Here is a 22,045-nt window from a genome sequence, read left to right as displayed (position 1 = left end):
GCGGGATCCGACAAAAACGTCTCGTGCCGACGCGGCCGCGCGTTCTACGCTCGGGAGATGGTCACGCCTGCGCACTTCGCGGCCTTCGCCGCGCTGACGTTCCTCATGGTCGTCGTCCCCGGGCCCAGCGTGCTGTTCACCATCAGCCGCGCGCTCACCGTGGGCCGCCGCGACGCGCTGCTCACCGTGCTGGGCAACGCCACCGGCGTCTACACGCAGGTGGTGGCCATCGCGTTCGGGCTGGGCGCGGTCGTCGCGACGTCCGCCACCGTCTTCACCGCGATCAAGCTCGCGGGCGCGCTCTACCTCGTCTACCTGGGCGTGCAGGCGATCCGCAAGCGCCGCAAACTCGCCGACGCCATGGCCGCGGCCGTGCGCACCACCCCGGGCCGCACGCTGACCGTGCTGCGCGACGGCTTCATCGTCGGCTTCGCGAACCCCAAGTCCATCGTCTTCCTGGCCGCGCTGCTGCCCCAGTTCGTCGACCCGGCCGCCGGCTCGGTGCCCGCGCAGATGCTGCTGCTCGGCCTCTGCCTCCCGGTGATCGCGCTCGCGTCGGACACCGCGTGGGCCCTGGTCGCCGGCACGGCCCGCACGTGGTTCGCCCGCTCGCCCCGCCGCCTCGAACTCGTCGGCGGCACCGGCGGCCTGGTGATGATCGGCCTCGGCGCGACGCTCGCGTTCACCGGCCGCAAGGACTGATTCCGCTTCGGCGCGGAACTGACGACGATCCGGTCGGCCGTTTCGAGGTTCGCCTGATGGCCCGGGAAACGCAAAGTCGCACCTGCCGCATCGGACAAGGAGAGTCGCCGCGGCGCAGGAGCCACCGGCCGAGATCGTGCGGCGCGACGGAGCCGGGCAAGGACACTGACGAACGCGACGATGTCCGGAGACTGTGCGTCCACCGGCCGCAAGGACTAACCGAGCGCGGCCACCAGGTCGCCGTGCCACGATTCGGGCAGGCCGTCCAGCGACACCACCACCTGGTCGGCACCCGCGGCCCGATACTCGCGCAGCCGGGTCACCACCGTGTCGAACGAGCCGTGGACGGTGACCCCGTCGACGAGGCGGTCGGACAGGTCGGCGAGGTCGGCGGGAGTGAAGCCCATGCGGCGGAAGTTGGCGGCGTAACCCGGGACGCCGGCGAGGAAACGCAGCGAGCCGCCGCGCACGAGGTCGCGGGCGCGGGCCGGGTCGGGCTCCGCGACGACGGTGACCAGCACCGCCAGGCGCGTGCCGGCGCCGAGCAGCTCGCGCGCGGAGGCGACGTAGTCGGGCGTCACGAGGAACGGGTACGCGGCCGAAGCGCGGTCGCGGGCCAGTTCGAGCATGCGGGGGCCCAGAGCGGACAGCACGCGCGCTGAAGCGGGGACCGCGGTGTCCAGCTCGTCGAGGTACGCCGTGAGCGTCGCGAGGGGACGGGGGCCGTGGGCGCCGCCGAGGCCGGGCAGCCAGCGGCCGGGGTGCGTGGCCGCCAGCGCCCGGTACACCGTCGCCACCTCGGCGGCCGGGACCCGGTCCACGGAGAGAATCCCGTTGGCCACGGTGATCCGCCGCGTCGCGCGGACGAGGTCCGGGACGAGCGCCAGGTTGTCACCTTGGCCGCCCGGCATCCACAAGGTGGCGTAGCCGAGTTCCTCCAGCCGCACGGCCGCGGCGACCGCGGCTGCCGAGTCCGTGGTGTCGAACGCGGGTGTCGCCGCGCCCAGTGGGCCCAGTTCGCTCATGCCGGGGGCAACTCCCCCCGCCTCGGCGCTGTTCCGCGTCACGCGGGTTGTTCGTCCACAGCGGAATCCTCGGCCGGCTCGGGGACCGGCTCACTCACCTTCGCGAACATCCGCGTCGCCGAGAGCCGGGCCACCCCGTCCGGCTCGCCCAGGTCCTCCAGGGAGTTGCGGACGGTCGAGTCCACCGACAGGTACTTGCGCCCGGCGCGCAGGTCGGCGTCGTTGCGCAGGCGGACGATCAGCGGGAACTCCGCGAGCGCGCCGGCGTCGAACAGGCCTGTCGTGTAGATCAGCTGCACGCCCAGCGCCTCCGCGACGGCACGCTGCAGCTCCAGCAGGTAGCCCGCCGACGCGCGGCCGATCGGGTTGTCCAGGAACAGCACGCCGGAGTGGCGGTTGCGGGCCTTGCCGCGGTTGTTGGCGCGCAGCGACGCGAGCGTGCAGTACAGGATGATCGCCGCGGTGAGCTGCTGGCCGCCGGAGAACACGTCGCGGATCTCCGACACGCGCTGGCGTTCGGTGCGCAGCACGGAGTCCGGCTTGAGCATGTCGACGCGGAACCCCTTGGGCGCGGCCACCTGCACGCCGCGCAGCACGAGCGAAAGGCCGTCGCGCTTCACGTCGCGGCCGTCGGCCGTCTTGCCCACCGCGGCTTCGTCCACGACCTCGCCGAGCTTCTCGGCCAGCACGTTGTCCTCGAGCTCCGTGAAGCGGATGCGCAGGAACTCCTGGCCCGACCAGTCGCCGAGGCCGTCGGGCAGCCGCGACACGCGCTGGGCCGAGCGCAGGGTGCGCAGCGCGCCGTCGACCATGCCCTGCAGGCGGGTGATGATGCCGCCGCGGTGCCGATCGATCTGGGCGAGGTCGTCGGTGAGCGTGCGCAGCCGCGGCCGCAGCGCCTCGGCCCACTCGGCCGCGTGGCCGGGCAACTGGTCGCGCTTCACCGCGATCACCTGCTGGCGCACGGGCGTGCTGAGCTTCTCGAAGCGCTTCTCCGTGGCGTACTGCGCCAGCTGGTCCGCGGCCGCGCGCACCCGGCGGTCGCCCGCGTCGGCGGCTTCCTGCGCTGTCGTCAGCACCGTGTTCAGCTGAGAATGCTTGGTGCGGGCCGATTCGACGTCACCGTCGTACGCCTCGGCCGGGTCCTCCGGCAGCAGGTGCGCGAGCGATTCGCCGAGCAGCCCGAAGCCGGACGCCGACGCCTTCGCCGCGTCCAGCGTCGCCTCCGCCGCCGCACGCCGCTCCTGCAGCTCTTCCCACGTGCGCGCCGCCGCCGAAACCTCCAGCGAAGCGGCGTCGATCAGCTCCAGGCCGTGCTCGATGTCGCGGGGCCGCTCGGCTAGCGAGGCCGCGCCCGTCTGCAGCGGCAGCACGTCCAGCTCCGCCCGCCGCGTGGACACCTGCCCGATCGCCTCGGTGCGGTCCTCCTCGACGGAGTCGACGACGCGGCGCGCGCGGGCCAACGCGGCAGCGCGAGCCGAAGCGTCCGAGCCGTCCGGTGTCTCCAGCAGCTCCGCCGCCCGTGTGCGCACGGCTTCGTCCAGCGCTTCGAGCGCCGAGCCCGCCGCGGCTTCCGCGGACTCGGCCTGCTCCAGTTCCGCGCGCAGGTCGCTCCCGACCTCCACCTTCGCGTAGGCCTCCGAGGCCGACGCGAACGTTCGCCGCAGCGCGTCCACGGGCTCGACCGGCGCCTCGGCGTCCTCGGTCACCTCGGCCGCCCCCGGGACCTCGGCCAGCTCCGACCGCGCGGTGGTCGCCGTGCGGCGGTGCCCGTCCGCGGTCCGCTGCTCCTCCCCCGCCTGCTCGCGCAGCCGCGCCGCGCGAGCCGCCGCGTCGGCCGCCGTGGCCTCGGCGCGCTCCGCGATCTCCGTGGCCCGCGCGACTTCCTCGGTCCACTCGGCAACGCGCGTGGCCCGGGTCGTGAGCTCACCCAGCCGGCGCGCCTTCTCCTCGCCGTCGGCCACAGCCAGCCGCAACGCCGGCACGCGTTCGCGCAGCGCCGCCGCCTTTTCACTCAGCCGCGCGAACTCCGTCTCCGCCTGACCGAGCGCGATCTGCGCGGTTTCCCGTGCCACGCGGGCACTTTCGGCCTGCTCCGCGAGCGTGGCGATCGCCCCGGCCGGGTAGTCCTCGCGCCAGGTCGTGAGCTTCCACGTGAGCGCGCCGTCGGTGGCGAGCGCACCGGCGAGCTGCTCCAGCCGCCGCTGGCGTTCGGCGTGCCGCAGCGCGACGGCCTCGCGTTCGGTGTCGGCCGCTTCCTCGTCGTACATCGCCGGATTCGGCGGCACGAGGAACTCCACACCGGCCGCGGCCTCGCCGTCGTCGCTCTGGAACGCCTCCGTGGTGCCGACCGCGATCACCGCGCTGGGCAGCAGCCGCCCGGCGGCCAGCACCTCACGCGCCCGCGGCACCTGCGCGGCGTCGTTCAGCAGCACGCCCGCGACGAGCTGCGGCAGGCGATCCAGCACGTCGGCGCGGCGGCCGGCGTCCAGTTTGGACAGGTAGCGCCAGCCGGACCACGCCGTGATGCCGGCTTCTTCCAGGGCGTCCAGCGCGGCCTGCACGTCGTGCGGCGGCGGGAGCAGCCCGCCGGAGCCGAGCGCGGCCAGCGCACGCTCGTCGGCCGACTCCTCCATTCGGAGCGCCGTCTGCTCCTTCTCGACGGCCGCGCTCGCTTCCCGAAGCCGTTGCAGCAGGACGGGAAGGTCACTTTCGAGGCGCACGTCGTCGGCGCCGAGCAGCTCGACGAGCCGGGGTTCGACGGCGAGCGCGTCCGTCCGCCGGTGCGCTCGGTCGAGGTCTTCCGCCGCGCGCACCAGACGGTCCTGAGTGGACCCGGCGAGCTGATTGGCCTCGTTCACGGCCCGCTGCGCCGCCTGCAGATCCTCCGCCGCGCGGTCGAGCTCCTGTTCACGCCGGCCCAGCTCGGCCGCCGACTCGTCGGCTTGGACGCGGGCCGCGCGCGAGGCTTCCGCGACGTCCGTGCCGGCCGTCAACAGTCCACTTCGGACCGACGTCGAGATTTCCTCGCGCAGCTCGGCGATCCGCGAAGACAGCCCACGCGCCTCAGCTCGCCGAGACGCCGCCAGGTTCGCGGCCTCGTCCCGATCGGTCTGCGCCTTCTCCGCCTCCGCACGCAAAGCGCCGGCGTGGGCCTCGGCCTTGTCCGCCTGGCGCTGCGCGTCGCGGGCCAGCGCCGTGAGGCCACGCGCCAGCGCCGACGCCGCGGAGTTGCGCGCCGCCAGCGCGGGCTTCGCCTTCTCCTCGCGGTTGCCGACGAGCTCGCGCAGGTCCTTCGCCTTGCGGGAGGCGTTCAGCTGGTTCAGCACGGTCGCGGTCTCGCGCCACGCCTCGACCGCCGTCTTCGCGTCGGCGAGCTCCGCGTCCACGCGCCGGCGGGCTTCCTGCGCCTCCTCCAGCCGCAGCACGGCGACGAGCCGCCGCAGCTCGGTGACACCCGCGGCCAGCCGGCGGTGGTCGCCCTCGGCCAGCTTCTCCGCCGACTTCACCTCGTCGACGTGTTCTTCGAGCCCGGACAGCCGCGCGTTCTCCAGCTCGTTGCGCGCGTGGATCCGGCCGGCGAGCTCGCGCAGGTCGGCGCGCGCCGACTCGGCGATCCGGCGCGACGCGGCCGCCACGCCCTCCTCCTCGGCGAGCGGGCCGAGCAGCTCGAGCGCGCCCTCCACGAAGTCCTTCTCCGCCAGCAGATCGCCGCGCTGCGCAAGGTTGTGCGCATACGTCGACACGACCTCGGCGAGGTCCTTCGGCTCGTCCTCCGACAGCACGGCACGCAGCAGGAACTCCACGAACGCCTCGTCGGTGGAGAACTGGAACGCGTCGGCCGCCTCACCCTCGCCTGCGTTCATCGCGCGCTGGTAGCGGAACAGCTCCGTGTCGAGGCCGAGCGAGTCGAGCCGGCCGGTCCACTCGTGGTGACGCCGCGTCCACGACAGCTCCAGCTCCGGCTCGGCCATGGCGGCCGCGGCGATCCGGTCGTGGAAGCCCGACATGGTGAGCAGCCGGCCGTCCTCGGTCAGCGGCAGCGAGTCGAGACCCAGCTCCTGCGTCGGGCGGAAGGCGTACCAGGAGTCCACGAGGTTCTCCGAGTCCGCCGACGTCACGTGCCCGCGCCACTCCGAGACCTTGCCGGTGATCACGCGGTGCCCGGTCTCCACGTGCAGCCACTCCAGCGCCACGTGCGAGACGTCCTTGGCCGCCACGAACTTCTCCAGCACCTTCGTGCTCGTGGTCCCGACCACCTGGCGGCGGCCGGGCAGCATCACGGAGAAGATCAGCTTGATCAGCACCGACTTGCCGCCGCCGTTCTCCAGGAACAGCACGCTCGCGGGCGAGGGCCGGCGCACCGGTCCCCCGGCGTGGATGCCGGCGCTGAACAGCGCGTCCTGCTTCGGCGCGGTGATGGTTGCGCCGACGCCGCTGAAGTCCAGCACCACGTCCTGGTAGCGGGCGCCCGCGGGGCCCACCGAGTGCAGGCGGACCCGCGAAAGCTCGTACATCGAATCCCCTCTACTGCAACGTGTCCGAAGAGGCCGCGCGCAGCGTTCCCCCCGCGCTCGCGACCGCGACGACGTCGAGCGCGAGCAGATCGTCGAACGCCGCGTCGGCGGCCAGCTCGCGCACCTGGATCTGGTACCGCGGCGTGGTGCGGTAGGTGCCGCCCTGCTCGTCGCTCACCGGCACCAGGAAGCCCTGGTCGGCCAGGAACCGCAGGGCGCGCGCGACCATGCCCCGGGTGGTGTCGGCGGCCATGCGGCCGTCCTTCGTGGCCGCCGCGGCCGGGCGCCGGGCGTAGGCGCGCCACGCCTGCTCCAGCTCCGGCGCGTCGGCCAGCGGGTCGTTGTTGGCCTTGGCCTGCTGCGCGCGCTCGTCGAGCATGCGCGCGGCCTCGCGGACCATCGCGTCGACCTGCTCCACGCTCACGCGGCCGATGTAGGTGTCGTTGGCGAGGTCGTCGGGCCGCGGGTAGGCCAGCGCCGCGGCGGCGAGGTGGATGAGGCCGTGGATGACCTTCTCCGTCTCGCGGCGTTCGCGGATCTTGGCCTGGCGCGCGTAGGTGTCCATCTTGATCTCGAAGATCGACTCGTCGACGGCGGCCAGCACGGCGCCCGCCCGCTGGTTGACCTCCAGCACCATCAGCCCCAGACCCGACGCGACGGCGTGCGTGAGTGCCTTGAACGCGTTGTCCTCGGCGTAGCGGCGCACCAGCTCGCCGTAGACGACGTCGCGGGCGGGCAACTGCTTCGGGCGCATGCCGAACGCGACCAGGCGCGCGGCGGCCTCGGCGTCGACGCTCGTGTGGGTCACGGGCATCAGGCGACCTCCTCGCTGTCTTCGGTGCTCTCTTCGGCGCGCTCGACCTCGGCGGTGGACAGCAGCAGGTCGGCGCCACCGAACTCGGGGTCGACGAGCAGCGTGCCGTCGTCGACGGCCAGCAGCACGTGGCGTTCCCCCTGGCGGCGCGCGGCGCCGACCTCGGGACTGTAGGCGTGCAGGGCGCGCAGCGCGACCAGGGTCGCCAGACCGGGTTGCTTCGTGCGGCGCGCGTCCTCCAGCAGGCCCGACAGGCGGCGCGGCACGTCGGGCAGGTCCAGCAGGTCGTCGGCGAGGCGCCACACGTCGTCGCCGAAGCGGTCGGTGTCCTCGGCCGGCATCAGCTCGGGCTCGGGGATCTCGCCGACGAGCTGGTCGCGCTCAGGCGCGGGGCGCAGCAGCAGCGAGACGAGCGAGGACAGCGCGGGCACCACGGGCGGCGTGATGCCCGCGACCGCGTGGAAGAAGTGCTCGGCGGGCGCGACGGCGTCGGCCAGCGGCAGGCCGAGCGTCGGGACGAGCAGCTGGCCGAACAGGTCGATCGTCGCGCGCTGCGGCGGACCGGAGAACTGTTGGCGGTCCTGCTCGGCGCGGAACACGGCGCCGGCGGCGGCCAGGCGCGACTGCAGGCGCGTGTGGCGGCGGATGCAGTCGGCGACGATGTCGACGAGCTCGGCCGCGCGCCTCTTGTGGTCGAGCTCCTCCGACTCGTCGCGCGCGGTGGTGATGTTCTTGATGATCGCGTTCTCCGCGCGGAAGCGGGACTCGATGTGCCCGAGCGCGGAGTCGATCAGATCCGGCACCTCGAGCTCCCAGTCGACGGCGCGCACATCGCGGCGCGTGGCGTCGAGCTTGGCGCGCAGGGTCTCGCCGTACTGCACAGTGCGGTAGCGCGCCTGCTCGGCCGCGAGCTTCGCGTCGGCGAGCCGGCCGCGGTTGATCAGGTTCTCGAGCTTCACCTCGGCCGCGATCTGGGCCGACTCGACATCGGTGTCCAGCGCGCCGACGAGCACGTTGATCGCCTCGTCGGTCGCGCGCAGGTACACCTCGCCGTCGGGCGCGGCCAGCTCGACGAGCAGCTTGAAGTCGAACTGGCGGCGCTGGTACCCGCCCGGCCCCATCGAGCCGTAGACGCGCCGGAAGCCGCGGTCGGTGGTGCCGACGTTGATGAGGTTGTCCAGCACCCACTTCGCCACGCGCACGTGCTCGAACGGAGTGCGCGAGGGCGCCTGCTGCGAGATGAACGGAAGCAGCCGGTCGATGACCTGGTCGTGGCCGGCGCCGGTGTCGAAGTCCATGGCGATGGTGACCTGGTCGATCGTGTGCAGCGCGATCTCGGCCATCTGGTAGATCGTCGCGTCGGCCCAGTCGAGCTTGGCCTTGCGCGCGTCGAGGTCGTGCAGCGGCGCGGTGCACGCGAGCGCCTTCAGCCGGCGGGTCAGCCCCTCGTCGGCCAAGCCCGCGAACCCCATCTCGTCGTCTCGCACAGCAGGCCAGGCTAGTCGGACTGCTCAGGCGCCCGCACACGCGGACGGCTAGCGTGACCCACATGCGTGAGATGAGCAGGGCCGAGTGGTGGGCGTTCGCGACCGAAGGCACGCGGACGGGGATGCTGGGGATCGTTCGCGCCAACGGCGCCCCGATCGTCACGCCGATCTGGTTTCTGCTGAACGAGGGCCCCGACGGTGACGAAATCGTGTTCACCACGGGCACGGACACGCTGAAGGGCAAGGCGCTGCGCCGCGAGCCACGGCTGTCGCTGGCCGTCGACGACCAGAAGCCGCCGTATTCCTACGTGCAGTTCACGGCCGAGGCGACGCTGCACCACGACCTCGACGAGATGCTCGAATGGGCGACCCGGCTCGCCGGCCGCTACATGGGCGCGGACCAGGCCGAGGCGTACGGCAAGCGCAACGCCGTGCCGGAGGAATCGCTCGTCCGGGCAAAGATCACGAAGGTGATCGCGCGCTCGGACATCGCGGGCTGAAGTTCTCGTCTCGCTTCCTCGCGGGTCATGCCGGCGAAGAAGCGCAAACCGGTTGACCGGGCGGAGAAACTGGTCGGCGTGAGCGGTCGTTGGACGCTGGTCCTGCCCGAAAACCTCGACGACTTCGCCTGGGTGGAGGCGACGGACCGAGGCGTGCTGCTGCACGTCGCCCTCGACCACGCCGGGCGCCGGTTCCCGGCGATCGTCTACGACCCGTACCGGATCGTCCAGGACGCCGACCTCGTGAACGAGTCGGCGCCCTTCTACGAGCCGAACGTCGTCCTGGTGCCGGAAGTGACCAGGGAGCAGGTTGCGCGCGCCGGTGATCGCCTCGGGCGCAGCGGTGAGCGGGACTGGTTGCTGCGACTCGGCCCCGGGCCTGAGTCGGCCTGGTCGCTGGACGTCCCGGACGGCGCCGACTGGACGCGGATCGGCGAACTCGGCACCCTGTCCGCCTCGCTGCGGTGCGGCGAACGGCGGTTCCCGGTCACCTTCCACGACCTGCGGCGGCTCGCCGAGGCGGTCGGGTGGGACGACCTCGACGACCACGTCCACCGCCGCAAAGAGCCCCGCGCCGTCGAGTTCTTCGTGAAGAACTTCATCGTGATCCCCGCGTTGACGAAGGACGCCGCCGAGCAGGCGGTGGCGGAACTCGGCCGCCGCCGAGAGTTCGCCTGGCTGCTCGACTGATCCCCGTTGCGCGCAGGTCGATACTGGCGAGCGGTCGGTTGACGGACAGTGATCGAGCGGTCCGGTATTGACACCACCCCGTCCGGGATGGTGTCATTTCCTCCAATAGATAGGAAAGTTTCCTAACTATCAGTCTCGATCAGACCTCGACCACACCCGGCACCTCCCCGCTCCGCCCTCCCGGCCGCACCGCCGCCGCCGGACCCCCTGCCCCACAGGGGTTCCCTCGGCGCGACGCCCCTCGGCGGCGCGCACTCGTGCCGGAACCCAGGACTGCGCCAGGGTTGACCGGAGCGGCGCCGGTCAACCCTGGCGCACACCAGCGCCATCGCCTTCGCGGCGGGGCGCACCCCGGACCGCGGCCGGGACGACCGGAGCGGCGCCGGTCGTCCCGGCCGCGCCGGTGTCCGCGGGTGTCCACAGCGGACTGGTCACCAGCCGAAGAGCGCGGCCATCACGCGGGCGCAGCGGTCGGTCATCACCGCGGCGGTCTCGGCGGGCCGGTCGATCCACCAGCTGATCAGCGAGTCCACGACACCGGTCCAGACGTGGGCGAGAGCCTCGACGTCCAGCGCGTCCGACGACCCGCGCGAACCCAGCAGCTGACCGGCGCCGACGAGGGCGAACGCGTCGAGGCGTTCGCGGTAGTCACCCGCCGCGGCGGCGATGTCGCCCGTCGCGGGCACCGTCGGGTCGCGCAGGAGCTTCCACGCGTAGCGGTCGTGGTCGAACGTCGCGAAGATCGCTGCCAGCACCGCGAGCGGCATGCGCTCCGGGTCGCCGCCGGCCGCCATGGTCTCGGCCACGCCTTCCGTCAGCCGGTCCCCCGCGCGGTGCAGGCACGCGAGGTACAGCCCTTCCTTCGACCCGAAGTACTGGTACAGCAGGGGTTTCGTGACGCCCACGCGGCGGGCGATCTCCACCATCGACGCGCCCGCGTACCCCGCCCGGCCGAACTCCTCGGTGCCCGCCACGAGGATCTGCGACTCGCGCTCGCCACGAGGCACACCCTTCGTCCCGACGGCCCTTGACCTTGTCACGCGGTTGAGCCTACCGTAAGTGACCCTGGGGTAAGTTACCTAAGAGTTAGTTCCGTTCGGGAGGAGACGACGTGGCCGACTTCCTGGCGCACCTGCGCGACCCGGTGCTGTACGCGATCCCGGTGTTCCTGCTGTTCGTGGCCGTCGAGATCGTCGCGGTGCACGTGCTCGGCCACGACGACGACGTGGTCGGTTACAGCGCCGCCGACACTCGCACCAGCATGTTCATGGGCACGGTCGCGCTCGGCGTGAACGCGCTGTTCCGGCTCGTGATGCTGGTGGTCTTCGCCGCGCTCTTCGAGCTGGCGCCGGTGAAGTTCGACCCGCGCGACTGGTGGACGTGGGCGCTCATGCTGCTGGGCCAGGAGCTCGTGTTCTACGCCTACCACCGCGCGAGCCACCGCGTGCGGCTGCTGTGGGCCGGGCACCAGGTGCACCACTCCAGCGAGCACTACAACTTCTCGACGGCGCTGCGGCAGAAGTGGACCCCGTACTTCCAGCTGCCGTTCTGGTCCGTGCTGGCGATGTGCGGGATCCCGCCGTGGATGATCCTCACCGGCCTGTCGATCGACCTCGTGTACCAGTTCTTCGTGCACACGGAGAAGGTGCGGAAGCTGCCGCGCTGGTTCGAGTACGTTTTCAACACCCCGTCGCACCACCGCGTCCACCACGGCAGCGACGCCGAGTACCTCGACGCGAACTACGGCGGGATCCTGATCGTCTGGGACCGGTTGTTCCGCAGCTTCGTCCCCGAGGGAAAGCGGCCGACGTACGGGCTGACCACGAACATCGGCACGCACAACCTGCTGAAAGTCGGGTTCCACGAGTACGGTCAATCCTCCGCGACCTTCGTGGTGCGCAAGGTTGGCGGGACCGGGCGGGGTACGTGGTCGGCCCGCCGGGCTGGTCACCCCGCCACGAGCTTGCCGACGAGCCGGGCAAGCCCGGCCGCCGCGGCCGCGTCGTCCGCGCGGCGGCTGATCACGAACAGCGGACCGGTCCGGTCGAGGGTCACGCCGTCGCTCGTCAGTAGGTGGTACGCGGCGAGCATCGCCGCTCGGCCATTGCCGTCGGGAAACGGGTGGAAGAAGCAGACATCGAGGTACGCCCGCGCCACGCGCGCCGGCAACGGAGCCGTGCCGTGGGCGTCGGTGAGGTGCGCGTCGAACTCCGCGATGGTGGTGGGGCCGTAGCGTTCCCGGCCGTCCTTGGCGAACGCGGTGGTGGTGCGGAACGCGGCCGGTTCGCCGAGCGCGAGCTCCTGCCATCCGGCGAGGAGTTCGAACGTGAGGGGGCGGCCGGCGTCGGCCCGCACCTGAGCGAGCCCGGCCAGCAGCCGCTCGGCCCGCTGCTCGTCGCGACGGCGAACGATCGTGTCGACGAACTCGGCCACGCCATCACGGGTCCCGGTCCACGGCGTGACGTCGGGGACCTCGTCCCACGCGACGGCGGAGCGGACCGTGAGCCAGGTCCGCAGATCGTCACGCACGCGGGTCGGCGGCAGCGAACCGCCGCGCGAGGTCGGCGACGTCGGAGTCCTCGGGTGCAGTCCAGGACTGGAACCGGCCGCCGACGGCTTCTTCGACGAGCCTAACGCCGGCGATCCCGTGGTAGGCCAGGAACCACTGCAGCACCTGCGCACAGTGCCGGTACCACGCGTCACCCGCGCCGGTCCGGTCCACGACTTCTTCCACGAGCACCGGTACGGCCCGCTCCCACGCGGCCGGCCGCGCTTCGGGGGAACCGGCCGGGAGTGCGTGCGTGGCGAACAGCTCGGCGAGCCGCTCCAGCCAGCCGCGCCATTCACGCAGCGCGGCGAGGGCCCGCGCCGACGTTTCGGCCGGCGTGGTCACGGAATGCGCGCCACAACACCACGAAGCGACCGGACCGCCGCCGAAATCGCCTTCGTCGCGGGCCCACGCCCAGCCACGCGTCCACGGGCCGAGCTGCCGGTCGAGGGCAGCCAGCACGGCTTCGGTCCAGTCGTCGCCCGCCGCCCACGGAACCGACGCGATGATCCCGGCCGCCGTTACGGCGTCGAACGGGTGCTCGGCGGGGTCGACCTCGGCCCAGGTCAACCCGGCCGGATAGTAGTCGTACAGCGACACACGCGTGAGGATCCCGCAGTCCACTGTCGACTCGCAACCGGTTTTCGCGGGCGAATTCGGTTGCGCCGCATGATGTTCTGGAGGGGTGACCGAACCGAACCGCCCGCATCGCTGGGATCTCGTGCGCCCGGACCAGCTCGGGAGCCTGCCCGCCGGGGCGCCCGTGTTGTGGTTCCTGGACGAGCTCACGGCGTGTGCGGCGAAGGTGCTGGCGCGCAGCGAGGACGGGGATCTGTACTTCGTCGGGCGGTCCGGGGACAGCGTGTACGACCTGTTGAGTGGCGCGCTCACCGACCGGAGCCGGCTGCACCTGCTGCCGTTGTCGTTGGGGATGGTCGACAATCCCTTGCTCGGACCGATGCGGCGCGGTGAAACGGCCCAGCTGCGCGCCAACCTCGCCGAAGCCGGGCTCTCCCCCGCGGCGCTCGCGGGTGGCGGGCCGCCGGTGGTGCTCACGGACCTGGTCTCGTCCGGTGGCACGTTCGGGTCCCTGACCGGCATCCTCCGGCAATGGGCGGAAGACGAGGGAGCCGCGTGGCCGGAAGTCCGGCGGCGCCTGCGGTTCCTCGGCATCACGTTGTGCCGCGCGACGAGCCCCAAGAGCTGGCGCTGGCACCAGCACGCGGGCTGGACGGCCGGGGTGCCCGCCGGCGCCATCCGCAACGTCTCCCTCGACGCGAACACCTGGAGCTACTTCGGCAACTGGCAACCGAAACTCACGCGCTCGTTCACGCGCGAGCGCTGGGGCGCCGAGGCTGCCCGCGCGCCGCAGCACGACGACAAAGCGCGCGAAGCCCTGGCCGAAGCGCTGGCGGTCGTCGCGGCGGGACGGACGGCCGAGGTGCGGGACCGGATGGTGCGCGAGATCGTGAAGGAACCGGCGATCGCGCAGCCGTGGCTGCGCGCGCTGGTGACCGAACTCAAGCTGCCCCGGCCCCGACTCCGAACCCCGACGCCGCCGGGAACCGCCTAGGCTTCCTCGTCCTCCAGCATCTCCGGCGTCACCGCGGACTCCGTGTCCGGGATGTTCAGGTCCTTCGCCCGCTTGTCCGCCATCGCGAGCAAGCGCCGGATACGGCCGGCCACCGCGTCCTTCGTCATCTGCGGGTCGGACAGCTGGCCGAGCTCCTCCAGCGACGCCTGCCGGTTGGACAATCGCAGCTTGCCGGCCGCCAGGAGGTGGTCGGGGGCGGTGTCGCCGAGGATGTCGAGGGCGCGTTCGACACGGGCGGCCGCCGCGACGGCCGCGCGGGCCGAGCGGCGGAGGTTGGCGTCGTCGAAGTTGGCGAGGCGGTTGGCGGTGGCGCGAACCTCGCGGCGCATCCGCCGTTCCTCCCACTGCAGCACGCTCGCGTGGGCGCCGAGGCGCGTCAGCAGCGCACCGATGGCGTCCCCGTCGCGCACCACGACCCGGTCGGCCCCGCGGACCTCGCGCGACTTCGCCTGGATGCCCATGCGCCGGGCCGCGCCGACCAGAGCCAGCGCCGCTTCCGGGCCCGGGCACGTGACTTCCAGCGACGACGAGCGACCCGGTTCCGTGAGCGAACCGTGGGCGAGGAACGCGCCGCGCCACGCGGCTTCCGCGTCGGCGACCCCGCCGGACACCACGGCCGCGGGCAGTCCGCGCACCGGCCGCCCGCGCTGGTCGATCAGCCCGGTCTGGCGGGCGAGACCTTCGCCGTCCTTCACGACGCGCACGACGTACCGCGTGCCCTTGCGCAGGCCACCGCTGGCGGTGATCACGTGCACGTCGGACTGGTGGCCGTAGAGCTCGTGGATCTCCTTGCGCAGCCGCCGGGCCACCGAACCCGTGTCGAGTTCGGCCTCCACCACCACGCGGCCGGCCACGATGTGCAGCCCGCCGGCGAAGCGAAGCAGCGACGCGACCTCCGCCCGGCGTGGCCCGATCTTCGTGATCTCGAGCCTGCTCAGTTCGTCCTTCACCGCGGCGGTCATCGCCATGTACTGCCCCTCCTGCCTTCCGCTGCGCGCCCGCCGTCAGCCACGGTGCCCGCTGTGTCCCCCATCGAGGCCGAGAGCCTCTCGCATGCACCGGGCGAGCGCATCAGGATCATGCCGTCCCTCCACGACCGGGTCGGCCACCGCCCCCAAATGGGCGCGACCACCCAGCCGCTGCGCCGCCCGGCGCAGACTTGCCGGGTCCGGCACGGAATCGCGGTCCGCGATCACGGCGTCGACCCGCAGCGCGGGGGCGTGTTCGAAGAGTACGTCGAGATGCCGCTCCGGTGAGAACCCGGCAGTTTCCCCCGGCTGGGGGACAAGGTTGAGGACCACCACCTTGGTAGCCCGCGTGCGCACGAGCGCGTCGTACAGATCCGGCACGAGCACGTGCGGCAAGACGCTGGTGAACCACGAGCCCGGCCCGAGGAACACCACGTCGGCGCCGAGCACGGCCTCGATCGCCTGCGGGCAGCCCTGCGGCGGCCGCGCCTGACGCCCGACCGGGTGCAGGCTGATGCGGTGGACCTGCCCGGGTGTGCTCGCCACCGCGACCTGCCCGCGGATCCGGCGGACGGCCCCCGGATCCTCGCTGTCGAGGCCGCTCACCTCGGCCTCGATCTCCAGCGGCTCCGGCGACATCGGCAGCACGCGTCCGGAAATCCCCGTGAGGCGGCTCGCTTCGTCGAGCGCCGCCACGGGATCGCCGAGCACCTCGAACAGGCCGGCCAGCAGCAGGTTGCCCACCGCGTGGCCGGCCAGCGCGCCGTCGCCGCCGAAGCGGTGCTGGAACACCTCGGCCCACAGCGTGCCGCCGTCTTCGGCCGCGAACGCCGCGAAGGCCTGCCGCAGGTCGCCAGGCGGCAGGAGGCCCAGCTCACGCCGCAGGCGCCCGGACGAGCCCCCGTCGTCGGCGACGGTGACCACCGCCGTGACTTCCCGGGTGACCCGCCGCAACGCGGTGAGCGTCGCGTGCAGGCCGTGTCCGCCGCCGAGCGCGACCGCGCGTACGTCACTCACGGCCAAGGTCGCGGTGCACCACCTTCACGGCCATTCCGTCCTCCTTGGACAGTCGGTGCGCGAGCTCTTCCGAGATCGCGACGCTGCGATGCTTCCCGCCCGTGCAGCCGACGGCGAGCGTGAGGTACCGCTTGCCCTCGCGCTTGTAGCCTGCGCCGATCAGGCGCAGCAGCTGGTGGTAGCGGTCGAGGAACTCCTCCGCGCCTTCCTGCGACAGCACGTAGTTGCGGACCTCGCCGTCGAGCCCGGTGTGGTCGCGCAGCTCCGGGATCCAGAACGGGTTCGGCAGGAACCGCACGTCCATCACCAGGTCGGAATCCATCGGCAGGCCGTACTTGTAGCCGAACGACAGCACGGTCACGCGCGTCTGCGTGCTCGCCTCCGAGCCGAAGGCGTCCTCTATTTTCGCCCGCAGGTCGTGCACCGACAGCGCGGAGGTGTCGAGCACCAGGTCGGCTTCCTCGCGCAGCGGCGCGAGCAGCCTGCGCTCGGCGGTGATGCCGTCGGCGAGCCGGCCATCGCCCTGCATCGGGTGGCCGCGGCGGACGGCCTCGAAGCGGCGCACCAGCACCGCGTCGGTGGCCTCCAAGAACAGCACGCGCGGCTTGTACCCGCGCGCGTCCAGGTCCTTGATCACCGAGGCCAGGTCGTCAGTGAACGCGCGCGAACGCACGTCCATCACCACAGCCACCTTGGTGATCGCGCCGCGCGCCTGCGCGCCGAGCTCGACCATGGTGGCGATCAGCTCCGGCGGCAGGTTGTCCACGACGAACCAGCCCAGGTCCTCCAGGCACTTCGCCGCGGTGGAGCGGCCCGCTCCCGAGAGGCCGCTGACGACGGCGACCTCCATCCCGGTTCCCCGGTTGTCCTCTTGCGCACTCACGATGGTTCCTTCTCCGATCACGACCCCTTGTCCCCTCCCGAGCCGGCACCGGTCTCCCCGGCCAATGCCGCCACCACGGCCTCCGCGGTGCGCCTGCCGAAGCCGGGCACCGCCTCGATCTCCTCGACCCTGGCTTGCTTGAGCTTCTTCACCGAGCCGAAGTGCTTGATCAGCGCGGTGCGCCGAGCCTGCCCCAGCCCGGGCACACTGTCCAATTCGGACGCCGACAGCCGCTTGGACCGCTTCTCCCGGTGGTAGCGGATGGCGAACCGGTGGGCCTCGTCACGCAGGCGCTGCAACAGGTACAGCGCTTCGGACGTGCGCGGCAGGATCACCGGGTCGGGGTCCGCGGGCAGCCAGACCTCCTCCAGCCGCTTCGCGAGCCCCACCACCGCGATGTCGGTGATCCCCAGCTCTGCCAGCACATCGGCTGCCGCCGTGGCCTGTGGGCCCGCGCCGTCGACCACGAGCAGGTTGGGCGGGTAGGCGAATTTGCGCGGGCGGCCCGTGTCCGGGTCGATGCCCGGGCGGGCGGGTTCGATCGCCTCGCCGTCAGCAGCGCTGTCGCCGTTCGTTTCGGCGCTGCTTTCGCCACTGATTTCGCCGGTCTCGGCCGGGCTGTCCTCGGCGGTTTCCTTGAGGTAGCGGTGGAACCGGCGGCGCACGACCTCCGCGATCGACGCGACATCGCCCTCTTCCGCGGCCTCGCGCAACGCGAACCGGCGGTACTCGGACTTGCGCGCGAGACCGTCTTCGAAGACCACGAGCGACGCGACCACGTCGCTGCCCTGGATGTGGCTGATGTCGATGCACTCGATGCGCAGCGGCGCGCTGTCGAGCGCGAGGAAGTCCTGCAGCTCATGCAACGCCGCCGAGCGCGCGGTGAGGTCGCCGGCGCGGCGCAGCTTGTGCTGGGTGAAGGCCTCCCCCGCGTTGCGCTCCACGGTTTCGGCCAGCGCCTTCTTGTCCCCGCGCTGCGCCACCCGCACGCGCACGCGCGAGCCGCGGATCGCCGAGAGCCACTCGCCGAGCGCCTCGGCGTCGGCCGGCAGCTCGGGCACGATCACCTCACGCGGCACGACCGGGCCCGCGTCGAGGCCGTCGCGCGCCGCGCGGTCGGACTCCTCGCCGTAGAACTGCGTGATGAATTGGTCGACCAGATCCGGCACGGCCATTTCCTCGGCCTTGTCGATGATCCAGCCGCGCTGCCCGCGCACGCGCCCGCCACGGACGTGGAACACCTGCACGGCCGCTTCCAGTTCGTCGTGGGCGAAGGCGACCACGTCGGCGTCGGTGCCGTCGCCGAACACCACGGCCTGCTTCTCCATCGCGCGCCGCAGGGCACCGAGGTCGTCGCGCAGCCGCGCGGCGCGTTCGAACTCGAGCTCGTCCGACGCGGCGGCCATCTCCCGTTCCAGGCGGCGGATCATCGCGTCGGTGCGGCCGGCAAGAAAATCACAGAAGTCGCTGACAATTTGGCGGTGCTCGTCGGCGCTGACCCGCCCGACGCAGGGCGCCGAGCACTTGTCGATGTAGCCGAGCAGGCAGGGCCGGCCGATCTGGCCGTGGCGCCGGAACACCCCCGCCGAGCAGGTGCGCGCCGGGAACACGCGCAGCAGCAGGTCGAGCGTCTCGCGGATGGCCCAGGCGTGGGAGTACGGGCCGAAGTAACGCACGGCCTTCTTGCGCGCGCCGCGGTACACGTGCAGGCGGGGGAACTCCTCGTTCAACGTGACCGCGAGCATCGGGTAGCTCTTGTCGTCGCGGTAGCGGACGTTGAACCGCGGGTCGAACTCCTTGATCCAGTTGTACTCGAGCTGCAGCGCCTCGACCTCGGTGGTGACCACGGTCCACTCGACGCTCGCGGCCGTGGTGACCATCTGGCGCGTGCGCGGGTGCAGGCCCATGAGGTCGGCGAAGTAGGAGTTGAGCCTGCTGCGCAGGCTCTTGGCCTTGCCGACGTAGATGACCCGCTTCGAGGCGTCGCGGAACTTGTACACGCCAGGGGCGTCCGGGATGCTCCCCGGCGAGGGACGGTAGGTGGTCGGGTCAGCCACCCACCCAGCCTATGGCGCGGCCCTGACAACTTTGCGAGCCCCCGGTGCACAGCGGCCGTCCGGTGACCGGCTAGCGGCCCGACCGCACCCTCGACCCGACGGAAGTCGGGTGATTCGGACACGCGCGACCTTCGTCGGTTCCCGGCCGGGTGACGCGCTGATTACCGTCCGTTCCAGCCGAGACCCGGCTCTTCCGGTCCCCACCGAAAGGACTCCGCCTTGAGAAGCATCCGTTTCGCCGGCGCCGCCACGGCCGCAGTGGCCGCGCTGACCCTGGCCGGCGGCACCACCGCCACCGCGCAGACGAACATCGTGGGCGGCGGCACCGCGCCCGCCGTGAGCTGGGGCGCGCAGGTCTACGTCAACACCCCGGGCCGCGACTTCCAGGGCTTCAACTGCTCGGGCACGGTCGTCGCGTCGCGGTGGGTGATGACGGCCGTGCACTGCCTCGATGAAGACGGCAGCGGCATGTACGTGCGCGTGGGCACCAACACACTCTTCGGCGGCACCAAGATCGCCGTCGACCGCAAGGAGGAGTCGCCCAACGGCGACATCGCCCTCCTGCACCTCGCGCAGGCCACCTCCGCCACGCCGATCGCCCTCGGCAGCGCCGACCCGGCCACCGGCAGCACCAACCAGCTCTACGGCTGGGGCCGCACGACCCCGACCGGCCCGCCGGCTTCGGCGCTGAAGGTCACCAACGTGCAGGTCACCGGCCGCTCCACCGACGCGTACGGCGGCCGCGCGATCCAGAGCGTCGGAATCAACGGTGCCGCGTGGAAGGGCGACTCGGGCGGGCCCGAGGTGTCGAACGGCGTGCAGGTCGGCGTCGCGTCGACCGTGCAGAACCAGAGCGGCACGAACACCCGCGGCACCAACAACTACGCGAGCGTCGCCACCAGTCGCTCGTGGATCCGCAGCACCGCGGGCGTTTGAGCCAGGCCGATTCGACACAACCCGAGCGGGGGTGCGTGGCCGGGTGCCCCGGGCCACGCACCCCTATCCTGGCGGTTGTGAGGATCGCGACCTGGAACGTCAACTCGATCGTGCCGCGGCTGCCGCGCGTGCTCGACTGGCTCGAGCACTCGGGCCCTGACGTGCTGTGCCTGCAGGAGCTGAAGAACACCACCGAGGCCTTCCCGCTGGAGCCGGTTCGGGCGCTGGGCTACGAGGTCGCCGCCTACGGGCTCGGCCGCTGGAACGGCGTCGCGATCGTCTCGCGCGTCGGCATCACCGACGTCGTGCGCGGCCTCACGGGTGAGCCGCAGTTCGACGGCGCGTCGGAGGCCCGCGCCGTCGGCGCCACCTGCGGCGGCGTGCGCGTGTGGTCGGTGTACGTGCCCAACGGACGTGAGCCCGAGAACCCGCACTACGCGTACAAGCTGGAGTGGCTCGAAGCCCTGCGGACGACAGTCGCGACGGAGCTGTCGACGCTGTCCGACACGCCGTTCGCCGTGCTCGGCGACTTCAACGTCGCGCCCACCGACGCGGACGTGTGGGACCGGGCCGTGTTCGAAGGCTCCACCCACGTCACCGAGCCCGAGCGCGCGGCGCTGGCCCGGCTGCGCGACCTCGGCCTTGTCGACGTCTTCCCGCGGCCGCTGAAGTACGACCACCCGTTCACTTACTGGGACTACCGCGCCGGGAACTTCCCCAACAACAAGGGGATGCGCATCGACCTCGTCTACGGCAGCAAGCCGTTCACGTCGGCCGTGCGGGATTCCTATGTGGACCGTGAGGCGCGCAAGGGCAAGGGCCCCTCGGACCACGCGCCGATCGTGGTCGACCTGGATCTCTGACGCACCAACGAAAAAAGCCGCCCGGACCACGAACGTCCGGGCGGCTCTCTCGTCTGAAGAGTCAGGAACCCGTGGCCGCCTTGTGCAGCTTGCGCAGCGCGCGCACGGCGGCGACCGCGCGATCACGGTCGACAGCCTGCACGGCCATCACGGAGAAGTACTCGTCGTCGGGCAGCTCCAGCCGGGCCCACGAAGCGCCGTCGGGGAAGCTGACCGACAGCACGTCGCTCCACAGGAACCGGCGGGTCGTGATCACGTTGCGGACCTCGATGCCGGTCGTGTCCGCGCGCACGCGGGCGTTGGCGAACAGCATCGTGCCCAGCGCCAGCAGCACGCCGATGCCGATCATCGCGACCTGGTCCGACTTCTCGAACACGACGCCGGTGTGGGAGTTGCGCAGCAGGATCGCCACGACGATGAACACGGCGAGCAGCAGCACGGCCAGCACGCTGCACATCACCAGCGCCCGCCGAGGGCGGATCACCAGCGTGGTCTCCTGCTGCTCACTCACGGCGGGGCTCACACGAATCCCCGCTCGGTCCACGGCTGGCGCAGACCGCGCAGCACGTGGGCGGAGTCGAGCGCCGCGACCGTGGCCTCGTAGCCCTTGTCTTCCTTCGAACCCGGCAGGCCGGAGCGGTCGAGCGCCTGCTGCTCGTCGTTGACCGTCAGCACGCCGTTGCCGACGGGCGTGCTCTCGTCGAGCGCCACGCGCGTGAGACCGGCGGTGACCGAGTCGCACACGTAGTCGAAGTGCGGGGTCTCGCCGCGGATCACCACGCCGAGCGCCACGACCGCGTCGTGGTGGCGGGCCAGCGCCTGCGCGACCACCGGCAGCTCGACGGCGCCGGCGACGTGCACGACGGTCGGCTCCTCCTCGAGCTCGGCCGCCTTCGCGGCCGCCAGCGCCCGCTCCAGGAGCTTTTCGGTGATGTTCGCGTTCCACCGCGTGGCCACGATGCCGAGCTTCAGCGCCTTGCAGTCGCTCAGGTCGAGCTCGAACTCGGGCCGTCCCTCACCGCTCATCGGGTGCTGTCCCCTTCTCCGCCTGGTCGGCGGCACCCACCTGTTCGTAGTGCTCCAGCTGCGCGAGGTCGTGCCCCATGCGGTCGCGCTTGGTGCGCAGGTACCGCAGGTTCTCGGGGTTGGGCGAGATGGGCAGCGGCACGCGGCCGGTGACCCGCAGGCCGTACCCCTCGAGACCGACGCGCTTGGCCGGGTTGTTCGTGAGCAGCCGCATCGACCGCACGCCGAGGTCGCACAAGATCTGCGCGCCGGTGCCGTAGTCGCGGGCGTCGGCCGGGACGCCGAGCGCGAGGTTCGCGTCGACGGTGTCCGCGCCGGCATCCTGCAGCTGGTAGGCCTGCAGCTTGTGCAGCAGCCCGATGCCGCGGCCCTCGTGGCCGCGGATGTAGAGCACGACGCCGCGGCCCTCGTCGGCCAC

Annotated in this window: 19 protein-coding genes and 2 pseudogenes; 7 read left to right on the top strand and 14 right to left on the bottom strand. The window is 72.0% G+C overall.

Features of this window, described 5'->3' with window-relative positions:
* The first annotated feature begins 57 nt into the window (after window positions 1–57).
* Window positions 58–702 (top strand): LysE family translocator, encoded by a 645-nt coding sequence (locus AB0M56_RS36575; RefSeq protein ID WP_364184895.1) that lies wholly within the window; start codon window positions 58–60, stop codon window positions 700–702.
* A 215-nt stretch (window positions 703–917) separates the two neighbouring features.
* Here the strand turns inward: AB0M56_RS36575 and AB0M56_RS36570 are convergent, their stop codons facing one another.
* From AB0M56_RS36570 to AB0M56_RS36555, 4 genes are read right to left on the bottom strand one after another with little or no spacing between them, the layout of a single operon-like run.
* Window positions 918–1,727, bottom strand: a complete 810-nt coding sequence (locus AB0M56_RS36570) for a TIGR03620 family F420-dependent LLM class oxidoreductase (RefSeq protein WP_364184893.1) — start codon at window positions 1,725–1,727, stop codon at window positions 918–920.
* 38 nt (window positions 1,728–1,765) lie between these two features.
* Window positions 1,766–6,244 (bottom strand): hypothetical protein, encoded by a 4,479-nt coding sequence (locus AB0M56_RS36565; RefSeq protein WP_364184891.1) that lies wholly within the window; start codon window positions 6,242–6,244, stop codon window positions 1,766–1,768.
* A gap of 10 nt (window positions 6,245–6,254) precedes the next feature.
* On the bottom strand, window positions 6,255–7,058 hold the full coding sequence (locus AB0M56_RS36560; RefSeq protein WP_364184889.1) for a hypothetical protein: 804 nt from the start codon (window positions 7,056–7,058) through the stop codon (window positions 6,255–6,257).
* Window positions 7,058–8,530 (bottom strand): hypothetical protein, encoded by a 1,473-nt coding sequence (locus tag AB0M56_RS36555; protein ID WP_364185110.1) that lies wholly within the window; start codon window positions 8,528–8,530, stop codon window positions 7,058–7,060. The genes AB0M56_RS36560 and AB0M56_RS36555 overlap by 1 nt, the downstream gene beginning before the upstream one ends.
* 77 nt (window positions 8,531–8,607) lie before the next feature.
* Between AB0M56_RS36555 and AB0M56_RS36550 the strand changes: the two genes are divergently transcribed.
* Together AB0M56_RS36550 and AB0M56_RS36545 are read left to right on the top strand one after the other, a co-directional pair.
* Window positions 8,608–9,045 (top strand): PPOX class F420-dependent oxidoreductase, encoded by a 438-nt coding sequence (locus tag AB0M56_RS36550; protein WP_364184888.1) that lies wholly within the window; start codon window positions 8,608–8,610, stop codon window positions 9,043–9,045.
* A gap of 78 nt (window positions 9,046–9,123) precedes the next feature.
* Window positions 9,124–9,735 (top strand): hypothetical protein, encoded by a 612-nt coding sequence (locus tag AB0M56_RS36545; RefSeq protein ID WP_364184886.1) that lies wholly within the window; start codon window positions 9,124–9,126, stop codon window positions 9,733–9,735.
* Between the two features lie 431 nt (window positions 9,736–10,166).
* Here AB0M56_RS36545 and AB0M56_RS36540 read toward each other — a convergent pair whose 3' ends face one another.
* On the bottom strand, window positions 10,167–10,775 hold the full coding sequence (locus tag AB0M56_RS36540) for a TetR/AcrR family transcriptional regulator (protein ID WP_364184884.1): 609 nt from the start codon (window positions 10,773–10,775) through the stop codon (window positions 10,167–10,169).
* A 71-nt stretch (window positions 10,776–10,846) separates the two neighbouring features.
* On the opposite strand from AB0M56_RS36540, the pseudogene AB0M56_RS36535 reads away from it, so the two are divergent.
* Window positions 10,847–11,682: pseudogene (locus AB0M56_RS36535) on the top strand (sterol desaturase family protein); the annotation flags it as partial.
* Here the strand turns inward: AB0M56_RS36535 and AB0M56_RS36530 are convergent.
* Together AB0M56_RS36530 and AB0M56_RS36525 are read right to left on the bottom strand one after the other, a co-directional pair.
* Window positions 11,683–11,892, bottom strand: coding sequence for a Fic family protein (locus tag AB0M56_RS36530; RefSeq protein WP_364185108.1), 210 nt, complete (start codon window positions 11,890–11,892; stop codon window positions 11,683–11,685).
* 364 nt (window positions 11,893–12,256) lie between these two features.
* Window positions 12,257–12,883, bottom strand: coding sequence for a hypothetical protein (locus AB0M56_RS36525; protein ID WP_364184882.1), 627 nt, complete (start codon window positions 12,881–12,883; stop codon window positions 12,257–12,259).
* Between the two features lie 85 nt (window positions 12,884–12,968).
* Here AB0M56_RS36525 and AB0M56_RS36520 point away from each other — a divergent pair, with 85 nt between their 5' ends.
* Window positions 12,969–13,856: a hypothetical protein gene (locus tag AB0M56_RS36520; protein ID WP_364184880.1), complete on the top strand. Its 888-nt coding sequence runs from the start codon at window positions 12,969–12,971 to the stop codon at window positions 13,854–13,856.
* Here the strand turns inward: AB0M56_RS36520 and whiA are convergent.
* From whiA to uvrC, 4 genes are read right to left on the bottom strand one after another with little or no spacing between them, the layout of a single operon-like run.
* Window positions 13,853–14,845, bottom strand: coding sequence for a DNA-binding protein WhiA (gene whiA, locus AB0M56_RS36515; RefSeq protein ID WP_285968830.1), 993 nt, complete (start codon window positions 14,843–14,845; stop codon window positions 13,853–13,855). The two genes, AB0M56_RS36520 and whiA, sit on opposite strands and share 4 nt — an antisense overlap.
* A 36-nt stretch (window positions 14,846–14,881) precedes the next feature.
* Entirely contained in the window at window positions 14,882–15,868 is a 987-nt protein-coding gene (gene yvcK / locus AB0M56_RS36510) for a uridine diphosphate-N-acetylglucosamine-binding protein YvcK (protein ID WP_220238488.1), read from the bottom strand.
* Window positions 15,855–16,712 carry an RNase adapter RapZ gene (gene rapZ / locus AB0M56_RS36505; protein WP_364185106.1) on the bottom strand — a complete coding sequence of 286 codons (858 nt, stop codon included), beginning with the start codon at window positions 16,710–16,712 and terminating at the stop codon, window positions 15,855–15,857. Before rapZ ends, yvcK begins: the two co-directional genes overlap by 14 nt.
* Window positions 16,713–16,762: 50 nt before the next feature.
* Window positions 16,763–18,802, bottom strand: a complete 2,040-nt coding sequence (uvrC, locus tag AB0M56_RS36500; RefSeq protein WP_364184878.1) for an excinuclease ABC subunit UvrC — start codon at window positions 18,800–18,802, stop codon at window positions 16,763–16,765.
* 219 nt (window positions 18,803–19,021) lie between these two features.
* Here uvrC and AB0M56_RS36495 point away from each other — a divergent pair, with 219 nt between their 5' ends.
* Both AB0M56_RS36495 and AB0M56_RS36490 read left to right on the top strand, forming a co-directional pair.
* Window positions 19,022–19,738: a trypsin-like serine protease gene (locus AB0M56_RS36495; protein WP_364184876.1), complete on the top strand. Its 717-nt coding sequence runs from the start codon at window positions 19,022–19,024 to the stop codon at window positions 19,736–19,738.
* Window positions 19,739–19,815: 77 nt separating this feature from the next.
* Entirely contained in the window at window positions 19,816–20,601 is a 786-nt protein-coding gene (locus tag AB0M56_RS36490; protein ID WP_364184874.1) for an exodeoxyribonuclease III, read from the top strand.
* 61 nt (window positions 20,602–20,662) lie between these two features.
* On the opposite strand, the gene AB0M56_RS36485 is transcribed toward AB0M56_RS36490, so the two are convergent.
* From AB0M56_RS36485 to AB0M56_RS36475, 3 genes and pseudogenes are all read right to left on the bottom strand, one after another.
* Window positions 20,663–21,058 (bottom strand): PH domain-containing protein, encoded by a 396-nt coding sequence (locus AB0M56_RS36485; RefSeq protein WP_364185104.1) that lies wholly within the window; start codon window positions 21,056–21,058, stop codon window positions 20,663–20,665.
* A gap of 62 nt (window positions 21,059–21,120) precedes the next feature.
* On the bottom strand, window positions 21,121–21,627 hold the full coding sequence (gene ribH, locus AB0M56_RS36480) for a 6,7-dimethyl-8-ribityllumazine synthase (protein WP_220238484.1): 507 nt from the start codon (window positions 21,625–21,627) through the stop codon (window positions 21,121–21,123).
* Window positions 21,617–22,045 (bottom strand): annotated as a pseudogene (locus AB0M56_RS36475) (bifunctional 3,4-dihydroxy-2-butanone-4-phosphate synthase/GTP cyclohydrolase II); the annotation flags it as partial. The pseudogene AB0M56_RS36475 and the gene ribH, both read right to left, overlap by 11 nt.

Source organism: Amycolatopsis sp. NPDC051372, from assembly GCF_040682095.1.
Lineage (GTDB): Bacteria > Actinomycetota > Actinomycetes > Mycobacteriales > Pseudonocardiaceae > Amycolatopsis.
This window is presented reverse-complemented; position numbering and strand designations above follow the sequence as displayed.

Coding starts and splice junctions, on each gene's coding strand:
- whiA (WP_285968830.1), bottom strand. CDS start 14,845: ATGGCGATGACCGCCGCGGTGAAGGACGAACTGAGCAGGCTCGAGATC.
- AB0M56_RS36565 (WP_364184891.1), bottom strand. CDS start 6,244: ATGTACGAGCTTTCGCGGGTCCGCCTGCACTCGGTGGGCCCCGCGGGC.
- ribH (WP_220238484.1), bottom strand. CDS start 21,627: ATGAGCGGTGAGGGACGGCCCGAGTTCGAGCTCGACCTGAGCGACTGC.
- AB0M56_RS36485 (WP_364185104.1), bottom strand. CDS start 21,058: ATGTGCAGCGTGCTGGCCGTGCTGCTGCTCGCCGTGTTCATCGTCGTG.
- AB0M56_RS36575 (WP_364184895.1), top strand. CDS start 58: ATGGTCACGCCTGCGCACTTCGCGGCCTTCGCCGCGCTGACGTTCCTC.
- AB0M56_RS36555 (WP_364185110.1), bottom strand. CDS start 8,530: ATGGGGTTCGCGGGCTTGGCCGACGAGGGGCTGACCCGCCGGCTGAAG.
- AB0M56_RS36550 (WP_364184888.1), top strand. CDS start 8,608: ATGCGTGAGATGAGCAGGGCCGAGTGGTGGGCGTTCGCGACCGAAGGC.
- AB0M56_RS36560 (WP_364184889.1), bottom strand. CDS start 7,058: ATGCCCGTGACCCACACGAGCGTCGACGCCGAGGCCGCCGCGCGCCTG.
- rapZ (WP_364185106.1), bottom strand. CDS start 16,712: ATGGAGGTCGCCGTCGTCAGCGGCCTCTCGGGAGCGGGCCGCTCCACC.
- AB0M56_RS36570 (WP_364184893.1), bottom strand. CDS start 1,727: ATGAGCGAACTGGGCCCACTGGGCGCGGCGACACCCGCGTTCGACACC.